The organism is Sporosarcina sp. P33, from assembly GCF_002077155.1.
In the GTDB taxonomy this organism is placed as follows: Bacteria; Bacillota; Bacilli; order Bacillales_A; family Planococcaceae; genus Sporosarcina.
Genome location: NZ_CP015027.1, coordinates 367,405 through 390,045, shown reverse-complemented (window position 1 = coordinate 390,045; position 22,641 = coordinate 367,405). Strand labels below are relative to the sequence as shown.

General features: G+C 41.4%; 21 protein-coding genes and 3 tRNA genes. 20 read left to right on the top strand and 4 right to left on the bottom strand.

Features of this window, described 5'->3' with window-relative positions; genetic code table 11:
• Window positions 1–4: 4 nt before the first annotated feature.
• The 5 genes from racE to SporoP33_RS01855 all read left to right on the top strand — a co-directional run bounded on the left by racE (window position 5) and on the right by SporoP33_RS01855 (window position 2,933).
• A complete protein-coding gene (gene racE / locus SporoP33_RS01875; RefSeq protein ID WP_081242167.1) occupies window positions 5–793 on the top strand; it encodes a glutamate racemase in 789 nt (262 codons plus the stop codon).
• Window positions 794–926: 133 nt separating this feature from the next.
• Window positions 927–1,682, top strand: coding sequence for a ribonuclease PH (rph, locus tag SporoP33_RS01870; RefSeq protein ID WP_081242166.1), 756 nt, complete (start codon window positions 927–929; stop codon window positions 1,680–1,682).
• Entirely contained in the window at window positions 1,682–2,296 is a 615-nt protein-coding gene (locus SporoP33_RS01865) for an XTP/dITP diphosphatase (RefSeq protein ID WP_081242165.1), read from the top strand. Before rph ends, SporoP33_RS01865 begins: the two co-directional genes overlap by 1 nt.
• On the top strand, window positions 2,293–2,784 hold the full coding sequence (locus tag SporoP33_RS01860) for a metallophosphoesterase (RefSeq protein WP_081242164.1): 492 nt from the start codon (window positions 2,293–2,295) through the stop codon (window positions 2,782–2,784). Before SporoP33_RS01865 ends, SporoP33_RS01860 begins: the two co-directional genes overlap by 4 nt.
• Before the next feature lie 75 nt (window positions 2,785–2,859).
• Window positions 2,860–2,933, top strand: a tRNA-Arg gene (locus tag SporoP33_RS01855).
• Window positions 2,934–3,655: 722 nt separating this feature from the next.
• Here SporoP33_RS01855 and SporoP33_RS01850 read toward each other — a convergent pair.
• The gene (locus SporoP33_RS01850; protein ID WP_081242163.1) at window positions 3,656–4,321 is read right to left on the bottom strand and encodes a hypothetical protein; all 666 of its coding nucleotides are present in this window, start codon (window positions 4,319–4,321) and stop codon (window positions 3,656–3,658) included.
• A gap of 815 nt (window positions 4,322–5,136) precedes the next feature.
• Here SporoP33_RS01850 and SporoP33_RS01845 point away from each other — a divergent pair.
• From SporoP33_RS01845 to SporoP33_RS01820, 6 genes are all read left to right on the top strand, one after another.
• Window positions 5,137–6,408, top strand: coding sequence for a DUF4365 domain-containing protein (locus SporoP33_RS01845; protein ID WP_196796832.1), 1,272 nt, complete (start codon window positions 5,137–5,139; stop codon window positions 6,406–6,408).
• Window positions 6,409–6,555: 147 nt separating this feature from the next.
• A complete protein-coding gene (locus SporoP33_RS01840; protein WP_081242161.1) occupies window positions 6,556–7,224 on the top strand; it encodes a DUF4145 domain-containing protein in 669 nt (222 codons plus the stop codon).
• 716 nt (window positions 7,225–7,940) lie between these two features.
• On the top strand, window positions 7,941–8,384 hold the full coding sequence (locus SporoP33_RS01835; protein WP_081242160.1) for a hypothetical protein: 444 nt from the start codon (window positions 7,941–7,943) through the stop codon (window positions 8,382–8,384).
• Window positions 8,385–8,734: 350 nt separating this feature from the next.
• Window positions 8,735–8,808 (top strand) — tRNA-Arg (locus SporoP33_RS01830).
• 209 nt (window positions 8,809–9,017) lie between these two features.
• Window positions 9,018–10,970 carry a hypothetical protein gene (locus tag SporoP33_RS01825; protein ID WP_081242159.1) on the top strand — a complete coding sequence of 651 codons (1,953 nt, stop codon included), beginning with the start codon at window positions 9,018–9,020 and terminating at the stop codon, window positions 10,968–10,970.
• Window positions 10,971–11,173: 203 nt separating this feature from the next.
• A protein-coding gene (locus SporoP33_RS01820) for an IS3 family transposase (RefSeq protein WP_099662801.1) occupies window positions 11,174–12,339 on the top strand; the annotation gives its coding sequence in 2 pieces (ribosomal slippage) (window positions 11,174–11,450 and window positions 11,450–12,339; 1,167 coding nt in all).
• An 80-nt stretch (window positions 12,340–12,419) separates the two neighbouring features.
• Here SporoP33_RS01820 and SporoP33_RS01815 read toward each other — a convergent pair.
• Window positions 12,420–13,259, bottom strand: coding sequence for an Rv1352/Rv1906c domain-containing protein (locus SporoP33_RS01815; protein ID WP_081242158.1), 840 nt, complete (start codon window positions 13,257–13,259; stop codon window positions 12,420–12,422).
• A 164-nt stretch (window positions 13,260–13,423) separates the two neighbouring features.
• Between SporoP33_RS01815 and SporoP33_RS01810 the strand changes: the two genes are divergently transcribed.
• The 4 genes from SporoP33_RS01810 to SporoP33_RS01795 all read left to right on the top strand — a co-directional run bounded on the left by SporoP33_RS01810 (window position 13,424) and on the right by SporoP33_RS01795 (window position 15,448).
• Window positions 13,424–13,855, top strand: coding sequence for a MarR family winged helix-turn-helix transcriptional regulator (locus SporoP33_RS01810; protein ID WP_081242157.1), 432 nt, complete (start codon window positions 13,424–13,426; stop codon window positions 13,853–13,855).
• Complete coding sequence (locus SporoP33_RS01805; protein WP_081242156.1) at window positions 13,852–14,811, top strand: ring-cleaving dioxygenase; 960 nt, start codon at window positions 13,852–13,854, stop codon at window positions 14,809–14,811. Before SporoP33_RS01810 ends, SporoP33_RS01805 begins: the two co-directional genes overlap by 4 nt.
• A gap of 104 nt (window positions 14,812–14,915) precedes the next feature.
• Entirely contained in the window at window positions 14,916–15,314 is a 399-nt protein-coding gene (locus tag SporoP33_RS01800; protein WP_081244720.1) for an SET domain-containing protein, read from the top strand.
• A gap of 60 nt (window positions 15,315–15,374) precedes the next feature.
• A tRNA-Arg gene (locus SporoP33_RS01795) sits at window positions 15,375–15,448 on the top strand.
• Window positions 15,449–15,768: 320 nt separating this feature from the next.
• On the opposite strand, the gene SporoP33_RS01790 is transcribed toward SporoP33_RS01795, so the two are convergent.
• Window positions 15,769–16,914: an LCP family protein gene (locus SporoP33_RS01790; RefSeq protein ID WP_081242155.1), complete on the bottom strand. Its 1,146-nt coding sequence runs from the start codon at window positions 16,912–16,914 to the stop codon at window positions 15,769–15,771.
• A 27-nt stretch (window positions 16,915–16,941) separates the two neighbouring features.
• Window positions 16,942–17,577 (bottom strand): DUF1232 domain-containing protein, encoded by a 636-nt coding sequence (locus SporoP33_RS01785; protein ID WP_081242154.1) that lies wholly within the window; start codon window positions 17,575–17,577, stop codon window positions 16,942–16,944.
• A gap of 496 nt (window positions 17,578–18,073) precedes the next feature.
• Here SporoP33_RS01785 and SporoP33_RS01780 point away from each other — a divergent pair, with 496 nt between their 5' ends.
• The 5 genes from SporoP33_RS01780 (at window position 18,074) to SporoP33_RS01760 (ending at window position 22,558) form a co-directional block, all read left to right on the top strand.
• Window positions 18,074–18,700 (top strand): HD domain-containing protein, encoded by a 627-nt coding sequence (locus tag SporoP33_RS01780; protein WP_081244719.1) that lies wholly within the window; start codon window positions 18,074–18,076, stop codon window positions 18,698–18,700.
• A 271-nt stretch (window positions 18,701–18,971) separates the two neighbouring features.
• Entirely contained in the window at window positions 18,972–20,057 is a 1,086-nt protein-coding gene (gene dctP / locus SporoP33_RS01775; protein WP_081242153.1) for a TRAP transporter substrate-binding protein DctP, read from the top strand.
• A gap of 11 nt (window positions 20,058–20,068) precedes the next feature.
• Window positions 20,069–20,578, top strand: a complete 510-nt coding sequence (locus SporoP33_RS01770) for a TRAP transporter small permease subunit (RefSeq protein ID WP_081242152.1) — start codon at window positions 20,069–20,071, stop codon at window positions 20,576–20,578.
• Window positions 20,562–21,884, top strand: coding sequence for a TRAP transporter large permease (locus tag SporoP33_RS01765; protein WP_081242151.1), 1,323 nt, complete (start codon window positions 20,562–20,564; stop codon window positions 21,882–21,884). The genes SporoP33_RS01770 and SporoP33_RS01765 overlap by 17 nt, the downstream gene beginning before the upstream one ends.
• 134 nt (window positions 21,885–22,018) lie before the next feature.
• A complete protein-coding gene (locus tag SporoP33_RS01760; protein WP_081242150.1) occupies window positions 22,019–22,558 on the top strand; it encodes a helix-turn-helix domain-containing protein in 540 nt (179 codons plus the stop codon).
• Window positions 22,559–22,641: the final 83 nt, after the last annotated feature.

Here is a 22,641-nt window from a genome sequence, read left to right as displayed (position 1 = left end):
TATAGTGAATGCACCTATTGGAGTAATTGATTCAGGGGTCGGCGGGCTGACGGTCGTCAGAGAATTGCGCAAGTACCTGCCGAACGAACCCATTATTTATATCGGTGATGACGCGCGCTGTCCGTATGGCCCAAGACCTGCGGAGGAAGTGCTGGCGTTTACACTCGATATGGTAAACAGCTTAGCGCAAATGGGCATAAAAATGCTCGTGATTGCCTGCAATACGGCAACCGCCATCGCATTAGACGAAGTACGAAAACAATTTGATTTTCCTGTGATAGGAGTAATACAGCCCGGCGCCAGAGCCGCTGTGAATGCATCACAGACCGGTGAAATCGCAGTCCTTGGAACAATGGGCACAGTTAACAGTAAGGCATATGACCAGGCGATCTATCAGCTGAAGCCTGAGGCGACAGTATATTCGCTTGCATGTCCGGAGTTTGTGCCGATTGTTGAAAATGGTGACTATCGCACAAAACAGGCACGGGAGATTGTGGACCGGACATTGCAGCCTTTGCACAGTCATTCGTTTGACTCTGTCATACTGGGCTGTACACATTATCCGCTGCTGCAAGAACATATCGAAGCCCACTTCTCTAATTCGAAGAATATTATTTCTTCAGCTGTGGAGACAGTGATTGATGTGGAACGGATTCTCAATGAACAGCAAATCTTGTCTGCGGCACCGGCAGAACCGCTATTCTATACAACAGGCTCGATTGAAAAGTTCCAGTCAATTGTGGAAGATTGGCTGACTCTTCCGCAGCCCGACGTACGAATGCTGACGTTTTAATATGCAAAAGAAGACCCGAAAACAGTACGCAGTTTTCGGGTTTTTTATCGTGGGTATGGTAAGATAAGTTGAATGCGGCCATGAAAAATTGGACAAACTGCACATATAATTGAACGATAACGGAGGATATTGCATGCGACATGATGGAAGAACAACAGAAGATATACGTACAGTGACAATCGAGAAAGACTATTTGATTCACCCCGAAGGCTCTGTACTTATTTCAGTTGGAAATACAAAAGTAATTTGTACGGCAACAATCGAAGAGCGTGTGCCGCCGTTTATGAGAAACAGTGGAAAAGGGTGGATCTCAGCGGAGTATTCTATGCTGCCGCGGGCTACCGGGCAGCGTACGATTCGTGAATCTTCCCGCGGGAAAGTGGGCGGCCGCACAATGGAGATTCAGCGTCTGATTGGACGTGCCTTGCGCGCAGTCGTCGATCTCGATGCGATTGGCGAGCGCACCATCTGGATCGACTGCGATGTCATTCAGGCAGATGGCGGCACGCGCACATCTTCGATTACCGGTGCGTTTGTTGCTTTAGTGATCGCTGTGAATAAATTGCAGATCGAAAAGAACCTACCGACATTTCCGGTACGGGATTTCCTCGCTGCCACGAGTGTTGGCAAACTGGCAGACGGGCAACTGATCACGGATCTCGATTATGTAGAAGACTCATCTGCAGATGTCGATATGAACGTAGTCATGACAGGACAGGGCCAATTCGTGGAATTACAGGGCACAGGGGAAGAAGCGACATTCTCACGGGCGGAAATGAATGATTTACTGACGCTGGCGGAATCAGGCATCGGGCAATTGATCGAAATTCAAAAAGAAGTGCTGGGAGAACTGGCAGATAAGATTGGGCAACAGGCAGGTGAAGCATAATGAAAGAAATTTTGATAGCAACAAATAATAAAGGCAAGGCGAAAGATTTTGAAGTGCTCTTTCGTCCTCTGGGCATTAAGGTTCTGACACTGCAGGATATAGAAGAACCTATCGATGTAGAAGAAACAGGCACGACGTTTCAAGAAAATGCTGTGCTGAAAGCAGAAACGGCAGCCAGCTTGCTTGGGAAAGTTGTAATTGCGGATGACAGCGGATTGGAAGTTGACGTACTTGGCGGTGAGCCGGGCGTTTATTCTGCACGTTATGCAGGGGAGCCAACAGACGATGAGGCAAATATCGATAAATTGCTTGCAAACTTGAAACAGGTGCCTCCAACAGCACGTCAGGCCCGTTTCAGATGTGTTCTTGCCATTGCGGGTCCCGGCATCGAAACGACAACGTATTCTGGCAGCTGTGAAGGTGTAATAGCCAATGAACGTAAAGGCGGTAACGGATTTGGCTATGATCCTATTTTTTATGTGCCGGAAAAAGGAAAGACCATGGCGGAGCTATCGGCAGAAGAAAAAAGTGACATTTCCCACCGGGGAGCAGCGTTAGAACAGCTAAAAAAACAGCTCCCCGAATTTCTGGCACGGCTTGGTGACGGCCAATGAAAATCATCGTATTGAGCGATTCGCACGGTGACACATCAACCGTGGAAGAAATCACCTCTTTGCCGGCGGATGCGATATTTCATTGCGGAGACAGTGAGTTAGCGGCTAATGATCCGCTGTGTAAAGGTGTTCATATAGTTCGGGGCAATTGTGATCGCGACAATAATCTTCCTGCGTCTGTTGTACAAAAAGTAGGCGATGATACAGTGCTGGCCGTACATGGCCATGAACACGACGTCAAACGCTCTATGCTGACGCTTACTTACGCTGCGGCTGAACAGCGGGCGTCCATCGTATTATTTGGCCATTCCCACTTGTACGGAGCCGAACTGATTGACGGGACACTGTTTGTCAATCCCGGCAGCACGACACAGCCGCGCGGCGGGAGACAGGCTACATATGCTGTGATCGATGCGGATGAAGCGTATACAGTGAGTTTTTATTCGATGAAACATGAACTTGTAGACCAAACTGTATTAATAAAATAATTTTTATTAAATATAGTGTTGACTTTTAATTGTCCTATGCATATAATAGTTCTTGTGCCTGTGTTACAGGCGTTTGTCTCAGTAGCTCAGCTGGATAGAGCAATGCCCTTCTAAGGCATCGGTCGGGGGTTCGAATCCCTCCTGGGACGTAAATGAATTACGGTCCAAGTCTTTATATGAAAAGGTTTGGAACAAATTAGGGATTCGGTCAGGGCTTCGGTCACTGATGCAGAATCCCTTTTTTGTATACGAGATAAACAGGATTATTTGATATGGATTTCACACTGTCATGTAAAGAGCTTACCGCCTATGGTAAAGGGGAGAAGGCACCTGCCGCTCACTATAAGCTCTTATCGGGAGCTTTAGGAACTATTATCAGCCAAATGACTATCGCCTCGTACGATGCGGGATTACGATAGGCCGCTGAATAACTTTGCAAAGAGTGCAGGGACTACCATTTAGAAGAGGTTACAGTGGATTCTATCTGCTCGTGGTTAGATTTCATGCCAGAGGATGTGAAGGCGGGGCATCTTCAATTCATGTTGAGCTAATCGTACCTATTTCGAAATATAAAGGCTAATAGTTTGAAACGGATTTACTATGTACAATGACCACAGATCACTATGCTAGTGGCTTAGACTGCATAGAAGTTGGTATTTTAGCGAAAAGAGGCGGCATCTTGAACTTACGTTGAAATAAATACAATTCCTGCTGTGAAGTATAAGACGCTCGAATCACAAATAGAAAATGTGTTGCGTTGCATTAAAAAAAGGAGTGCTGACACTATATTTTCAGCACTCCTTTTTAAAGTTGAAATGAAAGAGGACATGTAAAAGCGGAACTTTATAAATTCATACTCTTCCAGATAAGTTTATTTGCTTGTAAGTGTAAGGTTGATTTCTTGCTCTTTCAATAAATCATTTGAAAATGTTTCAGAGTCAAATGCACTCGATAGAAGAAGTTTTAATGATGTAGCGTCAGGGTCTTTTACAATAACTGCAAATTGAGTTTCTAGTTCAACTCCGCCTAACATAGCAGAGATGTCTTCGTCTTCAGTCGCAATGTCCTTTGAAAGGACATCTATCTGTTCACTGCCTAACGCCAATGTTTTAATACCGCTAAACTCAATTGACATATCTGTTTTGTTTGTTTTCTTTTCTGTTCCAATTACTGCATATACTGAATCGGGAAGCTGATCAGCACTATCGAATCCAGTCCCCCATAAGATTCCCCATTCACCGTCTTCTGTATAGTCTTCTATTTTAACCAATTTCACATCCGATAATTCATAACCTATGTTTTCATTTCCTTCCAGTACGAAAGGAGCGGCCTCCCCTAGAACAGTTACTTTACCAAATTCACCAATTTGTCCTAGCCCCTCTTGTTTATCTGCTTCTTCCTCTTTAACATTTTTATCCACCTGAGCTTGGTCAGCTTTTGATCCAGCTACTTTTGCTTTTTCTATAGAGCCACAGCCTGTTAAAATCCCTAATGATAAAACTCCTGCTGTAATACCTAGCAATGTTAATTTTTTCATGATGAATTTCCTCCTGTTGCATTCTGTTAGTATTGCCTATTTAATTGTAATGTATTTAAATAGCCAATTAAACCTACAGAATATACCAATCATACAACTATCAGGCAGTCTATATTATTACGTATTTTCGGATTGTTGACGGTTATATATTGATACAACTAATTAACGATTACTGGATATATTATTAGATAGCGGTATGAGTAATATTACCCGCATAAGGGTATCATCCCCTGAAAAGCATCTCATTTGAGATTGTTGAAAGAAAGGAAAATGTAAGGATTGAAAATTGGAGGCTACGATAGGCGGCAAGAAGTCAGAGAAAGCCGTACAACCGCTTGAATGATATCAAGAAAATACATATGTAAGACGTTGTCGATTGGCACAGGAACGTTTTATAAGTTGTTGGAGAGGAAGGATTTGAGGCAGAGCAGTAGTTTAATCAAAGGCTATGTTAAATAACTCTGTTGATATTCGGATAAAATAACAAACGTATTCTAGATTGATGAAACCTATTGGTCATTAGGAACGTATCAATAGCAGTACGTTGATTTATTCAATAAACGGACCAGATTGTCGAGGAACTTCCCAACTCGAATTATGCAATTATATAAAATATACTAAGTATTAAATACTTTTTCGGTTTGAGAAGTTCAACATTCTTTTATTATTTGGTTCAAGCTTCGGAGCTTATTTCTTGGGAACACTTTAGCGGGGATTTGCTGGGGTATAACTGGCTTGAAAATTGTCGGTAAATTATTCCCTTTTGGATGGTATAATTTATATATTAACAAATAAAGGGAGAGGCTGTTTTAAATTTGAAAAGGTCTCAATATGATGAGAAAAGTATCAATGAGGGCAAGTCAAGAAGGTTTTTTGAAGGTGTAATAGAGGAGAATGGATGGAAATACAGAGTGCAAGATAAAGACAATGATATTGATGGAGAGATAGAGGTTTTTTCTAAGGAGGGTGAAACAACTGCGAAAATTGTTAAAGTACAGTTGAAGTCAACTACTTCATTAAAGATGGCGGAGAAACTAATTACTTTTGACTGTCCAGTTAAATTTTTAAACTTTTGTGATGTGTGTGATATTCCAGTTATCATAGTTCTCTATGATGTTAAGGAGAAGAAAGCATACTGGTTATGGACTCAGCAATATATATTCAAGGTATTAGATAAAAATAATGAAAGCTGGCGAAATAACACCTCATCAGTAACGATTAAGATACCGATTGAAAATGAAGTATTAGAAGATAGTAAGTTTTATAACGAAATAAAAGGTATATCAATTAATGGAATAAATGAAATTCAACAGTGGAGAAAACATGATACTAGTGAATATTACTTTACTATCTTAGAGGAGAAAGATGATTCTAATATTAATAAAAGGAGAATTAGTGCCAAAATATACATAGAGCGTTCGTTTGCAACATCAAGGAATTCAACTATTGAGTTGATTAAAAAGATTAATGCTAAGATTAAAATTAATAAATATAATAAGCGAATATTGCAGGGAAGAAGTGTAGATTCAGAACCAGATTATGTTTGGTTATCATTCTATGATGATTTGATTCAATTTGAATATGGACTCCCATTTTGTAGAACTGAATGGATTAATGGGAAAGATAGCCCTCCATTGTTTATAAAGGAGTACGACCAGCTAATTGATGAAAACAATATAAGGGTAAAGTGGGAATATAACAGACCATTGCAAGATTACCTTTTGTTAAACTCAACATCAAAAACCCATTATTTAGAAGGGGTAAGAGAATCTCTTGTGTTTGCAAAAAGTGAGCTTGCATTACTTCCGAAATTGTTTGCTGAGGAAGATAATAGTAACTTTTATAACCACATAAAAGCAAAACAAAAAGAATATAGTAGAAACTTTATTTTATTAAGTGATTTCATTCCACCTCATGAGTGTAAACCGCTTCATAGGGCTTTGGAGGCTGCACTAGGTGAATTGGATAATTTAGCTATGATTATAGAAGGAAACGAAAGAAATAAACAGTATATAAATTATCAATTTGTAAGTAAATTTTATAAACACCTTGTAATACTAAATTATGAAATAGATAAAATAATATAATTTTAAAACCTTTTTTATACCTTGAGGCCCTCTCTTAGAGGAAGGTTAATCATGGTAATGTAGATTTTTAGGATTAAATTTACAGTATTTAACAACCTAATTTTCTTTCACGAAACAATTAGACCTAAATAAAAGAGGGTGTTAATTTTGTCTGAAAAGGTTATTCTTACTTGCCCACATTGTGGGAATACAACTCCTATGGACTTGCTGAACAAATTTGAGAAGGTAACAACCGAGGAATTTTATGAAGGCTATGAAGCGCAATTTAATGATATTTTTGAGGTTTTCGAATGTCCAGTTTGCCAAGGGTTCCATCTGTTTCATACCCATTGGAACACAGAGGAGGCTTATTATGAGGGCTTTAACATTTATGAAGAGGGTAAATTATTGTACCCTTACACTGAAAGGTTAAATCTGTACGCCCTCCCCAAGAATGTGCGAGGAGCTTATGAGTCAGCTTTGAGAGTACAGAATATTGATGAAGCTAGCTGTGTTATTACATTGAGAAGAACCCTTGAAATGGTTTGCAAGGATAAGGGAGCAACCACTGGACAACTTCATCAAAAGCTGAACCATTTACAGCAAACTGGAGTTTTACCACCTCTAATGGGCGATATTTCTAAAGTCATAAAGGACATTGGAAACATGGCAGCTCATGGAGACCAAGTGACTTTTAATAAATACATGGTAGAGAGTCTTTTTAGGTTCACAAATAAGATTCTTGAATATGTTTATATACTTCCAAAGGAAATGAAAAGGATTAAATTTGAACTTGAGCAAATGACCGCAGAAGAGACTTCAGAAGAAGCTACTTGAGGGTAAAAAAGGTAAGCTTACGGTGTATGAAAAATTGTTAAGCCGCATGAGGCGTACAAAGCATTGCATTTAGTCCCGTGTATTTCGGCAATTGAAAATTGAGCCACTTCATAACAATTGTTGATCCATTTAAAGAAAGGATATTTCACAAACTTTGATTGAAACATTTTGATATAGCATAGGCTTAACATGGAGCCTCTACGGGCATGACTTCCCTGCGATAGCATGCAGTAGGAAAGGATTTCCCACCCTAACAAAGGTATCATGCCCGCCTCTCCATATAAAACCGACCTAAATGTGCTAATAGAAATTCACAATCTTTAAGTGGATCAGTATTTAATTGTCATGTGGATCACTTTTCATGTGCTATATACAGTCCCAAAGGATCCTAAAGCTAAGAGCAAATTAAGTGTGCCTTCAACAAGGGAGACGAACAAGTGATGAAAACATCTGCTTTACTGTTCTTCAACAATCGGGCGCGTTTGTTTGATAGCGCACTCTAGTTGATTGGAGCGGAAGCCGGCGACTCTGGGAGGATCAGCGAGACAGGTGAAACACCCATCGAAGCGAAGCGAAGAGGTGTGGTTCACCGCTCGCCCTCCAGAACGCGTCCGGCTGCAGCGCAGATCAACGGGTTGCAACCAATATCTCCGTTATCGGGTGCTTTAGCTTTAAAATGGAAACCATTTCAGATAAACGATGCAGGTGAATCATTTATGGGCAAATTAATAGGGATTCTCTTTGGCTTGATTATATCTGCTGTTACGGCTTGGATGTTTGAGCGGATTGCGGGAATAATGTCAGGTGGAATTACATCATTTTGGGGAGAAAGCTGGTTATATATATCAGTCACAATACCTTTTGCAATTGTGTTTGGGATATTAGGTGGGTATTTTCAAAAACATCGTGAGTTATCTAATAAGAAGCTATGGCGAATAGGTATTGGAAGCGCATTTTTTATAACTTTGTATAGTGGGACAATTGGTGCGATTATAGGAGAAACGCTTATAAGAGGCAGTATGGAGACTATGAATGTAGAAGGCACATTGGTGTGGGGAACAATTTATGCTTTTGTTTTACTTCCGGTAACTGTCCCTCTTGCCCGTTTCGTAATTGATATATTCTACAAGTTCATTAAAAAAATAACACCTGTTCCTTAACCGGGGCGATTGTTGAACAATCTTCATTAACTAAGAAAGACACTAGATGAAGCAGATTAGCGAGATAGGATCTGTTGGTCCTTTTATCTCTAGTAATCCTTTATTAACAACATTTTTTAACAGAGCCTAATCAAAAAACGTATTTTTGCCATATTGCTATTCGTTGGTAATGAATAATTGGATTTTTTATCCTTGGAGATATACCTCATTTATAATTATGCATAGTAGAAGAGGATCGGGCCCATATTTCATTATCCCCCTGAGAATCGCATTGTTTTTAGTTTACTAATTCATTTAGGATACTTGATATTTTCCAATGACCGCATCCCTAAAATCGAAGAATAGCAATTGTCTCAGTAGCTCAGCTGGATAGAGCAATGCCCTTCTAAGGCATCGGCCGGGGGTTCGAATCCCTCCTGGGACGTCATAGGATGAGGAAGAACGTTGAGAAATCAGCGTTCTTTTTTTGTATATTCAAGTAATTTTCAGGCAATCCATTCTGACAGGAATTTTCAGGTAGAGAAAAACGTCAAATCGCGATATGATAGAAAGAGCTCAAACTTTATGATGCATGCTATAAGGTTTGTTATACGTACTACTAAACGTTGTGTCAGGTGCAGAGGGGGAATAAATTTGGATATTTATCAGGAATTTTCGGCCAGGCATTTTGGAGCGTATCTTGATTCGGAGGAGTTTATGGATTATATGATGCGACAGTGGCTCCTGAAAGGGCGCCATTTGGACGTTTGTCATGTAATCGATCACCCGTCATTCACGAAAGTGATTGATGAATGCAGGGATAATGAGCGCTATTCACTGTTTGTGGAGCTGTCAGATTTATATGAGAGTGAGATCACGCTGGCGAGCCAGTATAATGAAACACTACTGTCGCTTGCTTACGGTGAAGACTTTGATCCGTTCGAGCTTGATCAGGATACGAGAGCCAAAGGGGACTGGCGGTACCATCTATGGTTTTATTTCCTCAATAATGAAGGACATATCGCTGAATCCTGGCAGCTGTTCAATCAAAAGATCTATCCGTTATGCGCTGCATTGCACAATACGCGTGCAGATCATATGCAGACGCTGGCAAGATATTTCAATGAACTGTGTGTATTGATGGAAAAGACGCGTGACCCGGATATTCTCGAAAGCGTCACAAAACATACGATTATGAATTTATATGATTTCTTCCTGCAGGTGGCGCATAATGATACGCTGATTGATGTTGCTGCAAAGCGCAGTTTTTGTGCGCGGCTGATCCATATGATGAAATATAAAGACATGCACCGAATCGGGCTGGAATTCTATATTACGTTTAATGAATTATTTGACCTAAATGATATTCCTACAGTTATGAGTGCAGTCAGTCTTTCGAAATCTGCTCATGACTACCAAGCAGTACATGTTCTGCACGGCGATATCCAGGCAGTAAAATACCGGATAGAGAAATACAAAGGGGATGTTGTATCCCAATTAACACAGATCTCCGAATACATAATGCGAATGAAACAAGTTATTGAGGAGGATCACGGCGGAAAAATCAATGAGGATTCTTTTATTCAGGCGGATTTCAACTTTTTCTTCCATGAATGCAAAATAGAAGAGATTTGTACAATGAATTTCTCTGAACTGCCTTTTGAAGAACAGGACGCACTGCTGAGAACCTTGCTGAACGCAATCATTTGTTTTTACAAGGCTGATAAAACATTGACTTCCGAAGACGGAAATACGAAAGAGCCCGCATTGAATTTATTGATTGGCTGGGAAAAGGGCAATGAAGGCATGAAACTGCGGAACCGGATACTATCGCTGCTTCCTGAAGAAGGCATCGAATACCGGGAAATTATGATTGCAGATGCGCTGCTGCAGCTGGATGAATGTTTGGCGGAATTCTATATGGACGATTTGTCAGCTGCTGTGGAGGCAGTACAGCGTAAATCTGAACAATATGACCAAGAGCCAGTGGACTTGAAGCAAGGTGAAACTCTGCTGGAAGAAACCTTTACGTCCCTGCTTCCCGTGAACGGACCTGTATTAACGGATGCTGAGGAAAGACGTTTTGAAAAAGCCGGATCCCGACTGAATACACTGTTGGAATCTGCAGAAGTGAGAAGGCTGTTGACCGGAGCTGAAATGAAATGGAAGAACCAGCTTCAAAATTTGCCGCAATCTGTTCAGCCGGTCAGTGAAAAGTTCACGTATATTGTTGCTGATTATGTGCAGGCAGTGGAAGAGTTCCTGATTCATATGCTGGTGAAAATGAAGGCGAAGAAAGAGAAAATGCCGTTGATGGATGTCGTAACATCAGAAGCGGTAAGAACTTCTGTTGAAATCGGCAGCGAAGAATATTATCAATTTGTCACTCTCGGGAATTTTTATCACTATCTGAGCGCAAATGGCACCAGTCTGTTAACAGCCGATGCGGATAAAACAAAGGTCAAAGAGTATCTGTCGCATTGGGCCAACAGTATACGCACTGCTTCATTCGATAAAAAAGAAGCGTTGCCTGCTGAAGTTGCGCAGGCATTGCGTAAAGAGACACTGGTTGTATTAAAGCGTTTGCTCGGAGATCTGTCCATGTAAAAAAAGAGGCTGGGACAAAACTAAAAATAAAGTCCGTTCCCCTGCGCTCCACTCAAATGCTTTGCAAAGTATTTATTAAAATAGACATAAAAAAGCGTAAGGGAATAATAAACTCCATGGGCTAACCTAAATTTTTGAGACAATATAAAACACCTTCGAAGTGGTACACTTGTAAAAAGTACTTACAACGGAGGTGTTTTTGCGTGGGCAAAAACGTATATTCAAGCGAAGTAAAATGGGCAGTTGTCAAAGATAAATTGAGTGGGGAATTAACAACTAAAGAAATTATGGAGAAGCACGGAGTCAAAAATAAATCCCAGATTGAAACCTGGATGAGATGGTATCGTGCAAATGAAATATATCGTTTTGATCAACCGATAGGTAAACAATATACCTTCGGTCATGGGCCAGAACTTTCGAGTGAAGCGGACAAGAAAGAACGACAGATGTCTCATTTAAAAATGGAGAATGAGATTCTAAAAAAGTACATGGAGATCGAAAGGAGATTGAGAAAGAAATAGTTCTTCAGATTGTGGAAAAACTAAAAAAGAAGTATACAATAACAGCCATTTTATCCGCATTAGGAGTACCACGAGCTACCTACTATAGGTGGCGTCTGGAGGAAACGGATAAGTCTCTTTCAGTGGAAGAGGAGGCTATTATAGAATTGTGTAAACGCACTAAATATCGGAATGGACATAGAAAAATCAAAGCATTTCTAAAGCAGGAATACAACATAGAATTGAATCGCAATACGGTTCAACGCCTCATGCAAAAGCATAACTTACAGTGTCGTATCAAGCCTAAACGAAAGTGGAAATCTCAAGGGGAAAGTATCATAATTGCCCCAGATCTTCTTAAACGTAATTTCACAGCTAGTGAACCGAATCAGAAGTGGGTAACCGACATCACCTATATCCAGTATGGTAGTACGACAAAATATCTTTCAACCATTATGGATTTATACAATAATGAAATTGTTGCTTACAAATTATACGACCATCAACAGACACCACTCGTAATTGACACGTTAAAGGCGGCACTAGCTGCGAGAAACCACCCCACAGGAGTGATTATACATTCGGATCAAGGGAGTGTGTATACGTCATACGCGTATCAAGCCTATATCAAGGATAACGACCTGATCGGCAGCATGTCACGTCGAGGAAACTGTTGGGACAATGCGGTGATTGAATCATTTCATTCGAGTCTGAAATCTGAAGAATTTCAATACGTTAAATTTAATTCATTACGCAATAATATTGTAGTTGAACGAGTAATTGCCTATTTAAATTATTATAATGAAGAACGTATCCAAGAAAAATTAGGCTACCTGACACCGATAAAATATGGTGTCAAAGCAGCCTAATCATGGTGTTTTATATGTGTCTCATATCGCTAGGTCAGTCTACCTTTACGCTTTTTTCATATTATGTCCCAGTCTCTTTTTTATTTTACTTCTATATAAGCATTTCGAATGGTGAGGTATTGTCCGTTTGACACAGTGATTTTTGTTTCTCCCTCGACTACGTCACTGACCAAGAGATCCATCATATCCTGTCTGCTGTCTTTGCTGATCTCATAGAATCCAATATCGTTTTTATCGTCCGCTATGAGGTTGTATGCACCTGCAGGAATATCCGTTCCGACTTTATATTGTCCGTCAGTATAAACACCGTTTGCCGGCTGCAAGTCAGGCGCGCTGGAAACAGGGTACATTTCGCCTCCCTGCAGCTTGAAATATTCCCCTTGCTGCAGCGTTACATACGTATGGGAACGGCCATCGAGAGCTATATTAAACACAATACTTTCGGGATTTCCCGTTTGATCTTTCGTGTTTTCAAGAAGCGTGATCCCATCAGAGAAAACAATATATTCTCCCGGCTCAATATCTGTTCCGACTTGATACATACCCGGTTTAATAGGCGAAGACGGCGCAGATTCCGGCTCTTTTGCTGCAGGCGGTGTCGCCGGCTGGACCGGTGTTTTATCAGGAGCCGCCGCCGGTTTATCCTCGGCCGAAACAGATGACGGCTGTTCTGTCTGGTTTGGATTGGAGTCAGCAGGTGCAGCAGCGGGTTCTTTTCTCTCCTCTGAGTCTGTTGTTTCTTTCACAGGCTCTTGCAGTTCAATGGAGTTCTCTTCAGCAGTTCCAGCGGCGGCAGATTCACTTGGCGGCACGTCCTTTTTTGTGCTGACAGCGGGCTCTTTCATATTCACAATTGCTATGATCAGCAGCAGAAGCAAGACACCTGCTCCAGCTGCAGCCCACCATAGTTTTTTATTCATCATATAAACTACCTCGCTTTTTAATTATGCCTCCATAATACATGAAAGTGTATGGCAGAATCTACCTGCAGGCTCTCGGCTAAGCAAAGAGTTTGACTGCTCGTCAGTTCACCTGTAAACTGATAAATAGTAATAAACCACGTAATTGGAGTCAGGGGGCAAACATGGATTCACAATCGAATCGTCTAGATTTACTGTTATGGTTCCGTCTGTCGAGGATTTACAATCAAAGCATTCGCCTGTCCAATCAGCACTTGAAAAAATGGGGCTTAACCGCTGCACAGTTTGATGTTTTGGTACAGGTAGGGAGTCATACGAAAATTTCTCAGCAAGAGCTTGGTAAAAAGTTATTTGTGACAAAAGGCAATATCACTAAGCTTCTTCAAAAGATGGAACGCATGAATATAATTGAACGGGAACAAGAGTGGAAAACGAAATACTTATCACTGACTGAATCCGGCAAGGCGTTATTTCAGGAAGTAGTACCGGCACAAGAAGATTTTCAGGCCGGTCAATTTAAAAATTTGACTATAGATGAGAAAAAACAGCTTCATGCTTTGTTGAAGAAATTAAAATACGAGGAGGAGTTACGATGAAAATTAAAGGACTGCATCATATGTCGGCTATTACTGCAAATGCAAAGAAAAACTTGGACTTCTATACGAATATTTTAGGTATGCGGCTTGTTAAAAAAACAGTTAACCAAGATTCGTCTTCCATGTATCACTTGTTTTACGCAGATGAGAAAGGAAATCCGGGGACTGATGTGACGTTCTTTGAAATACCGCTTGCGGGACAAACATATAAAGGGACCAACAGTATTTCTTTAACATCACTGCGTGTGCCGACTGATCAGGCGCTAGTGTATTGGAAGTCCAGATTTGAGGAATTCCATGTATCGCATGAAGAAATCCGGGAGCAGGCAGGCCGGTCTGTTTTGCCTTTCACGGATTTTGAAGGTCAGCGGCTGCTTTTAGTTTCGGACGAACATAATGAAGGGGTGACAGGCGGTGTGCCATGGGAGAAGAGTCCTGTCCCGCAGGAGTACGGCATCATCGGGCTGGGTCCTTCCCGTCTGACAGTAGAAAATGCAGAAGAAACGGATGAACTGCTGACGAATATTTTAGGGTTCCATAAAAAGGGCAGCTATCCTTCAGAAACGGAAGGTCAGCCGGATATCGTTATATATGAAACTGCTGAAGGCGGTACGGGTGCCGAAATACATGTGGAACATCGAACAGACCTGCCAAGAGAACGTCCGGGCAGAGGAAGTGTCCATCACATTGCCCTGCGTGTGGAAGACGAGAAAGAATTACATGCATTCATTGATAAATTGAATGAAAATGGTATTCCGAACTCCCAGTACGTGGATCGTTATTATTTCCGTTCCGTCTATTTGAAAGACCCGAACGGCCTGACGATTGAATTGGCGACAGACGGACCGGGTTTTGACACAGATGAAGAGCTGGAGTTTTTGGGAGAAAGTCTGGCATTGCCGCCATTTTTGGAGAATCGCCGCGAAGAAATTGAAAGCAGACTAAAGCCGCTGTGAAAAAGATTGATGCAGCATCGGCTATAAAATAATAAAAAAGAGCAATTTGCTCCAAATAATGTTATACTTGCCTAGTATAATTTACAAGCGAGTAGGTGAAAGACATAATAGAAGTAAAGCTTTCTCCCATTGGTGATGGAGAAAACAACAGAGGGGTATTCGCTACCTGCGATATTAAAAAAGGGCAGCTATTGCACGCAGCTCCTGTCATTGCCTACCCAAACGAAGATCACCAGCATATTGAAAAAACCGTACTGGCAGACTATGCTTTTGAATACGGAGTAAACCATACTGCCATCCTGCTTGGCTACGGAATGCTGTTCAATCACTCGTATGAACCGAACGCAACCTATGATATTAATTTTGATAACCACACATTTGATTTCTTTGCCTATAAAGATATTAAGGCAGGGGAAGAAATTTTGATTAACTATAACGGCGACGTTGATGATGATGAGCAATTATGGTTTAATGAAGATTATGACGGCACGGCTAATGATTAATCATTCATGGGAACACTTTGATTCACTGTCTGAATTAAAGTCGTTCCCATGTATTATCATGTCCCAGTAGCTCAGCTGGATAGAGCAACGCCCTCCTAAGGCGTAGGTCGGGGGTTCGAATCCCTTCTGGGACGTACCTATGGCAATAAATGAAGTAGCAGAAAAGTGTTATTTACGTAAAGAAGTTATGATGATCATTTAATCCGATGACCTTCTTCGTTGTATCGGGCGATGTTATCAGATTCGCATTTCAGAGACATTTGAATAAAATTCAGTTGGCGTGCTGCTGTGACTGCCCAAAAGGATATTTCACGTTAAGGTGCAGTCTCTCTGAATAAAACGAAGCTGTCCGGAAAAATTCGGACAGCTTCGTTTTATTAGTACTATCTTAGCAATAAAGGGGGACCTGCAAGTAATGGATTTGCATGCATAGTTCAAGCTGTGCAGTCATTACTTATATTGCAGGTTCTTCATAATATCTTTCGCGGGAAAGATATCCTTCAGTGTCATATTTGTATTTTTGATTGTCATCATATTGCGGATCTTGTTCAAGGCCTTCATTGGCAGGCTGTTCTATTTTGAATTCTTCAGTCGGTTCTTCATCTTCAACAGTCGGTTCTTCATTTTCATCTTCAACAGATAAAAATTCACGTAACGCTTGTTTATTTTGTGCCAAATTAATCTCCAGCACAGCCCCAACATCTGTGCGCAGATCCCCGAAAGAACCTTCCACTGGAATACGCAATGATTCGAGTGCATTGTCCTTTCCTCCGGTAATCATTCCTTTACCGATTGTGAATATAGTCTTGCTGTCAATGTTTGTATCAATATACGGTTCGATGACACCCATTAGTTTCGGCAAATTGACGAGTGTCTGTATGCTCATCGCTTCGTCTTTAAGTTTCGATAACGCTTCCTGCTGGCGCTCCACCCGCCCGTAGTCGCTGTGGATATCATGGCGGAAACGCACATAGCCAAGCAATTGGTCACCGTTCAGTTTTTGCTGGCCGGGTTCCAGCGTCAAGCCCAGCCCGTGCGACATAGTATATGGAATATCCACTTCAATACCGTCGGGTGCAATAACATCTACGATTTTTGAAAAGCCTTCAAAATTCACAATTGCATAATACTGCACATCAACATCGAAATTATGCTTAATCGTTTTGCGTACCAGTTCAGGTCCGCCAAGTGAGAAGGCCGCATTGATTTTTTGCATGCCGTGATCCGGAATCTCGACGTATGTATCGCGCATGAGGGAAACTAACTTTACTTGGTTCGTGGACTGATTATAATGGCCGATCATTAATGCATCTGATCGTGAGTCGTCTTCGTCTCCTCTTGCATCATTTCCAATCAGCAACACGTTGATTTCGCCGAATTGTGCCTCGGCTCCTTCAAACTCCTCGAATGTATTGCTGCTGTCGCTGAGTTCTGTATGGATTTCATTCATCGTACTGTTATTCGCGAATGACAGACCGCTTGTATACTGTGCTGCCACATAACCTCCGCCAGCCAATAAAAGAAGCGTAAATACAAAGAATAACAGGCGTTTATATTTTCTCTTCAGTTTTTTCTTTTTCTTCTTTTCTTTCTCTCTCATTTCCAATTTTGACACCTACTCATCTGATTATGAATTCTTGGTTAGTACACTTGAAGCGATTTGCACAGCTACTGCATCGTCCAGATATCCGACTGCAAATAAATAGTCAGGAATCACATCTACAGGGACGATAAAGTACAATAATGCGCTGCCGATGACGGCAAGATCCCGTTTAGCCGCATCCCGCATCTTAAATCGGTTATACAATTCTTTTAATTGATCGACGAAAGGCCCTACACCGCCGGCAATTTTTAATTTCATTTCAAAGTCATGTAAAATTCTTTCTCTGCCTTCTTTCGTCTGAACATACGCTTTGTAACCTGCCAGCTGATCTTCCACTTTTTCAATCGAAAAATTGGCAGACAGAAGTCCTGACGTGTCGGCCAGTTGCTGAATCGTTTCATCATAAGCAGATTCACTCGTTTTTTCATTTTCTACAGGATAGCCTGCAGCCTGAAGCAGCTTGGCAAGAGGGATCTCCAATATTGTAGAAAACTTCTCTAAATGATCGAGCGTTGCTTTTCTTTTGTCATTGATGATACGGGAGATGGTCGCTGTATCAATATCGGTAAGTTCGCCTAGTTTACGCATAGACAATGAGCGTTCCTGCAATACATTCCGCAATAATTGCCCGATCGAAAGACCAAGACGTTCTTCTGACATGACACGGCTCCCCCTTTACGAAAAAAATTCTTCACTCTCAAAATAATAAAGCGTTGTTGACAAATTGTCAACAGAAATAGTCGCAGGTTTATTCCTTGCCGGAAATTGTTTGGGAATGATGATTTCTATGTTTTTTGAATCATTTCCTGCAAGCTTTTTTCTGTTAACGCTTTATACTAAGTATGTAATTTAGAAATTATGACGAATTGTAAGTATTGCTTACGGCTGATATAAATTGAAAAGATCATAATGGATTAGGTGAATGCAACAGCACAGTGTCTGTCTATTTTGTTCTGCGGAAGGAGTGGGGGCTTAAGAATTACTGCTCTCTGACAGCGTGTGTAAAATATTGTACACTACGATTACTGAGAGGAATGAGAGCTAATTTTGGCAGGTTTGTTTTCAGAATTTCGTCAGTACTGCATACAGATTGATTTTCCTGTATGTTTTCGCATATAACTAATGGAAAAGAAGGGGAAGTGATCAAATGCTGCCGATGAAAGAAATGATTGAAATGTGCAGAACAGAAGTTTCAGGAATCTACGATAAATTTGATGCAAGTCATGATCTCGATCATATTGACCGGGTAATGAAAAATGCCGAAAAGATTTTAGCGACAGAACCGGCAGCAGATGAATTGGTTGTCCGCCTGGCGGTGCTGCTGCATGACGTGGAAGATGCGAAGTATGAAGATATGCATGAAGCGACGACAGTAGAGCTGCTGACAAAAATAGGCGCAGCACAATCGGTTACAGATAAAGTTCTTTCGGCGATTGAAAGTGTATCGTTCAGCGGCGGTAATGCAAAAGACATTACATCCATAGAGGGTGCTATTGTAAGAGATGCCGATCGCCTTGATGCAATTGGTGCAGTAGGGATTGCCCGTGCCTTTGCATTTGGCGGAGCGCGCGGCAGGAAGCTCTACGATCAGCAGGAAGAAGCCAGAATGGATATGTCAGAATCTGAATATCGTACAAAAGAAACGGCAACCGTGACACATTTCCATGAAAAGTTATTATTGCTGAAAAATTTAATGGTAACAAAAGAAGGCACCCGGCTTGCGGAGGAACGCCATCACTTTATGGAAGAATTTTTGCAGCAGCTAAAGAACGAAATTAAATGAAGGCAGTGACTAAAAAAACAGACGGCCTTTGTGCAGAAAGCAGTCTCGGAAGTTGGAATTACACAACTTTCGGGACTGCTTTTTTGTTTTTTATTTTTTTGATATAAAGACCAAGGGATGAGTCAGTTATTTGCTTGCTTGAATAAACTTGAAATTTACGGTGAGAAAGAAAAATTTCATTGACTTTACACTCACACTGTAATTATAATAGCAATATTCGATTAACTACACGCAATAATCTGAATGTAAGCGATTCCAAAGGAGGAGTACTATGTCAAAGAAATTTATGCCGCTCGCTAGTTTACTGCTTATCATTCTACTGGTTCTGTCAGGCTGCCAGCTGAATCAGACAATCCCCGAAGGTGAACAGCGGGTGTACAAGTGGCGTATGGTCACACATCAAATACCCGGAACTGCACGTTATGACGGGACAATTCTGCCGTTCGTAAAAGCAGTAGAAGAAATGTCCGGCGGTCGGTTACTGATTGAACCTTTCGGCGCGAATATATTATTCCCGACGAATGAAACATTTGATATGGTGAAAAACGGCGTAGTGGATGTCGCAGCTGTCTACACGGGTTTTTGGACAGGAAAAGATCCAGTGTTTGCCCTAGGCGGCGGCACAATTCCCGGTGATCCTATTTCAGGTTTTGAAGAACACTTCTACCGTTCAGAAAAGCTTCAGCCAATTATGGATAAAGCCTACGAAAAACATAAAATCAAAAGTTTAGGTGCCTTCGATTATGCGCCGGAAGAAATTCTGATGTCCCAGGTGCCAATCCGCTCGATAGAAGATTTTAAAGGAAAGAACATTCGGGCAGCGGGGGTTGCGAGTCTGTTTTACGGAAAGCTGGGTGCATCCGCTATATCGTTATCTGCTCCTGAAATCTATACAGGCTTACAGCTTGGAACAGTGGAGGCCGCTGAATTTAATGATTATCTCGTAAATGGGGAAATGGGATTGGATGAAGTATCGAAATATATTACGGAACCCGCCCTGCATGTAGGGCCAAGTTCTGATAAAGAGTTAATTGCAAACCCTAAATCATGGGAAGAGCTGCCTGATGATTTAAAAGAAATTGTTCTGGTAGCAAGAGACAAAGTCCGTTATGAATCCGCAATTGCATACGGTGTGGAAAGTCAAAAAGCGAAGACAGAATGGATGAACAATCCTAAGATTGAATTCATTCAATTACCTGATGAGGATGTAGAAAAGATGCGTGAAAAAGGCTTCGAATTATTGAACGATTATAAAGAAAAAAGTGAAGCCAGTAAAGAGTACGTGGAGCAATATGCTGACCTGCTTGCGGAACTCGGTTACACCGAGCAAGCTAAAAAAATAGGCTATAAAGAATAGGCGGTGGCTTCATGAATCCTATTATAACTATTATAGAAAAAATGTCGTCCATCGCCGGTAGAATCGCAGGTTATCTGATGATTCCGCTGACACTTATCGTTGTCTATACCATTATTATGCGGCGATTTTTGCACGATGCACCCGATTGGGGATTCGAAGTGCCGATTTTCATCTATGGAATATCAATACTGCTGGCAGGTGCTGAGGTGCTGCGTGTGAAAGGGCATATTGCGGTAGATATTATTCCGCGATTGCTGTCACCGGGATGGAATAAGGTTTTTGGTATTTTCGCCATGCTGCTGGTTATTTTCGTCACCACTTTCTTAATCTATCGCGGTTCCATTATGGCAATTGAATCTACGATGATTATGGAGCATTCTTCACATCAGAGTTCATTCAATCCGCAAATTTGGTGGTTCAAGTGGTTTATTCCGCTCAGTGGTTTTCTGATTTGGCTGCAGGCCTGGGCTGAAATATATAAAATCGCAAAAGGGGGCTATACAGATGATTCTGCTATTTGAATATGCCCCAGTTGCGATGTTTGTACTTTTGCTGCTGCTTCTGTTTTTAGGTGTCCCGATTGCATTCGCATTATCGACAGTCGGCGCAGTCTTTGCTTTAATGATGTGGGGCGTTGACAGTACGAGTCTTTTGACGAGTGCTGTGTGGGGAGTCATGAACAACTTCACATTAATTGCGATTCCATTATTCATTCTGATGTCGGTGTTATTGGAGAAATCAAACATTATCACCGATTTGTATGACGCAGTGTATAAATGGTCAGGCGCATTGCGGGGCGGACTCGCAATAGCAACTATTTTAGTAGGTGCCATTATCGGTGCGATTTCAGGGGTAGTCGCTGCCGGTGTCATCGGCCTTGGACTGATTGCATTACCGCAAATGATGAAATATAAATACAATGAATCGCTGAGCTTGGGTTCAATTATGGCAGGCGGCACGCTCGGACAGCTTATTCCTCCTAGCTTGAATATGGTCGTGTACGGTGCCATTACGGGCGTATCGGTGTCCAGTTTATTTGCCGGAGGCTTGGGAGCGGGATTCATTTTAATCGGTTTATTTATTGCCTATATATTATTCCGTGCGTATAAAAATAAAGAAGCGGCGCCGGCTTTAGCGAAAGAAGACCGTGCTTCGATGCGTGAGAAATTACTGGCTACGAAATCCGTCATTCTGCCAATGATCTTAATCGTCATTGTGCTCGGATCGATTTTCACAGGAATTGCCACTCCTACTGAAGGAGCGGCTGTCGGGGTGCTAGGCACGTTGTTAATCGGACTGTTTACGAAACGTTTAAATTTGCCGAAAATTAATCTGGCTTTGAAAGAATCCACGAAAATGACCGGGATGGTAGGCTGGATCCTGATCGGTGCCGCTGCATTTTCAGCAGTGTTCTCAGGTGTGGGAGGCAATCGGTTTGTATCCGAAATGGCTCAAATGGCACCAGGAGGAAAATGGGGAATTTTATTTTTCTCGCTGGCATTCATTATATTACTCGGTATGTTTCTAGAAACGATGGCACTTATCATGTTGGCGGCTCCGATTATTTCACCAATCATTGCAGATGCAGGATTTGATCCGCTGTGGTGGGGTGTCGTCTTCATGGTAGTCCTGCAATTGGCGTATCTGACACCGCCATTCGGATTCGCGATCTTCTATTTAAAGAGTGCAGTCGGGGAGCGGGTCAGTATCGAGAAAATTTACCGGGCAACCGTTCCGTTTATTATCATTCAGTTGATTGCGACAATTATTTTCATCCTATTCCCAGCGCTGGCTACATGGCTTCCTGAAGTATTAAGTTCAAAATAACTTATGAATGGAGAGAAGATTCTTGAAGAAATTTCAGGAATCTTTTCTTCTGTCTGCATAGAATGTAGTGAATGTTCAGTTGTTTTGATGATAGAATAAAGCGAGAGGGAGTACACGGCAAGGGATGGATGAAAATGGATGCAGAATTAGGAAAAGAAATTAACCGTATTCGGAAAATGAATAAATATACGTTGAAAGATGTAAGTGAAAAAAGCGGCTTATCCGTCAGTTTTCTTTCACAAGTGGAGCGCGGAGTCAGTTCTGTAACATTCACTTCATTGCGCAGAATTGCGGAAGCACTTGGTGTACATATTAATCTGTTTTTTGAAGAGCCGCAGGAAAAATCACCGCTTAAGAAGCAGACGATTAAAAAAACGGCAGATCAGCCGAATTTCACTTTTACGAATCTTGTGGGAGATATGGAAAAACCATTGTTTTATCCGGCAAGAATTGAATTGAGACCTGGTGAATCACATACGCACCCTTATGCGCATGAAGGGCAAGAATTTGTCTATATACTCGAGGGACAGCTAAAAGTGATTTTGGAGGATTATTCGGATACGTTTTATGCAAATGAATCTTTTCATATTGACTCCATGCAAGAGCATATCTGGTTTAACGAAACCGAGAAGCCGGTGACATTGCTTGTTGTCAGCGCGACGATACATACGTAAACGGATGAAAAATTCATTGCTTATCTCAAACTTAATACGTTAGAATGAAAATACTGCAGACAATACTCTAACTGATAGAGAAA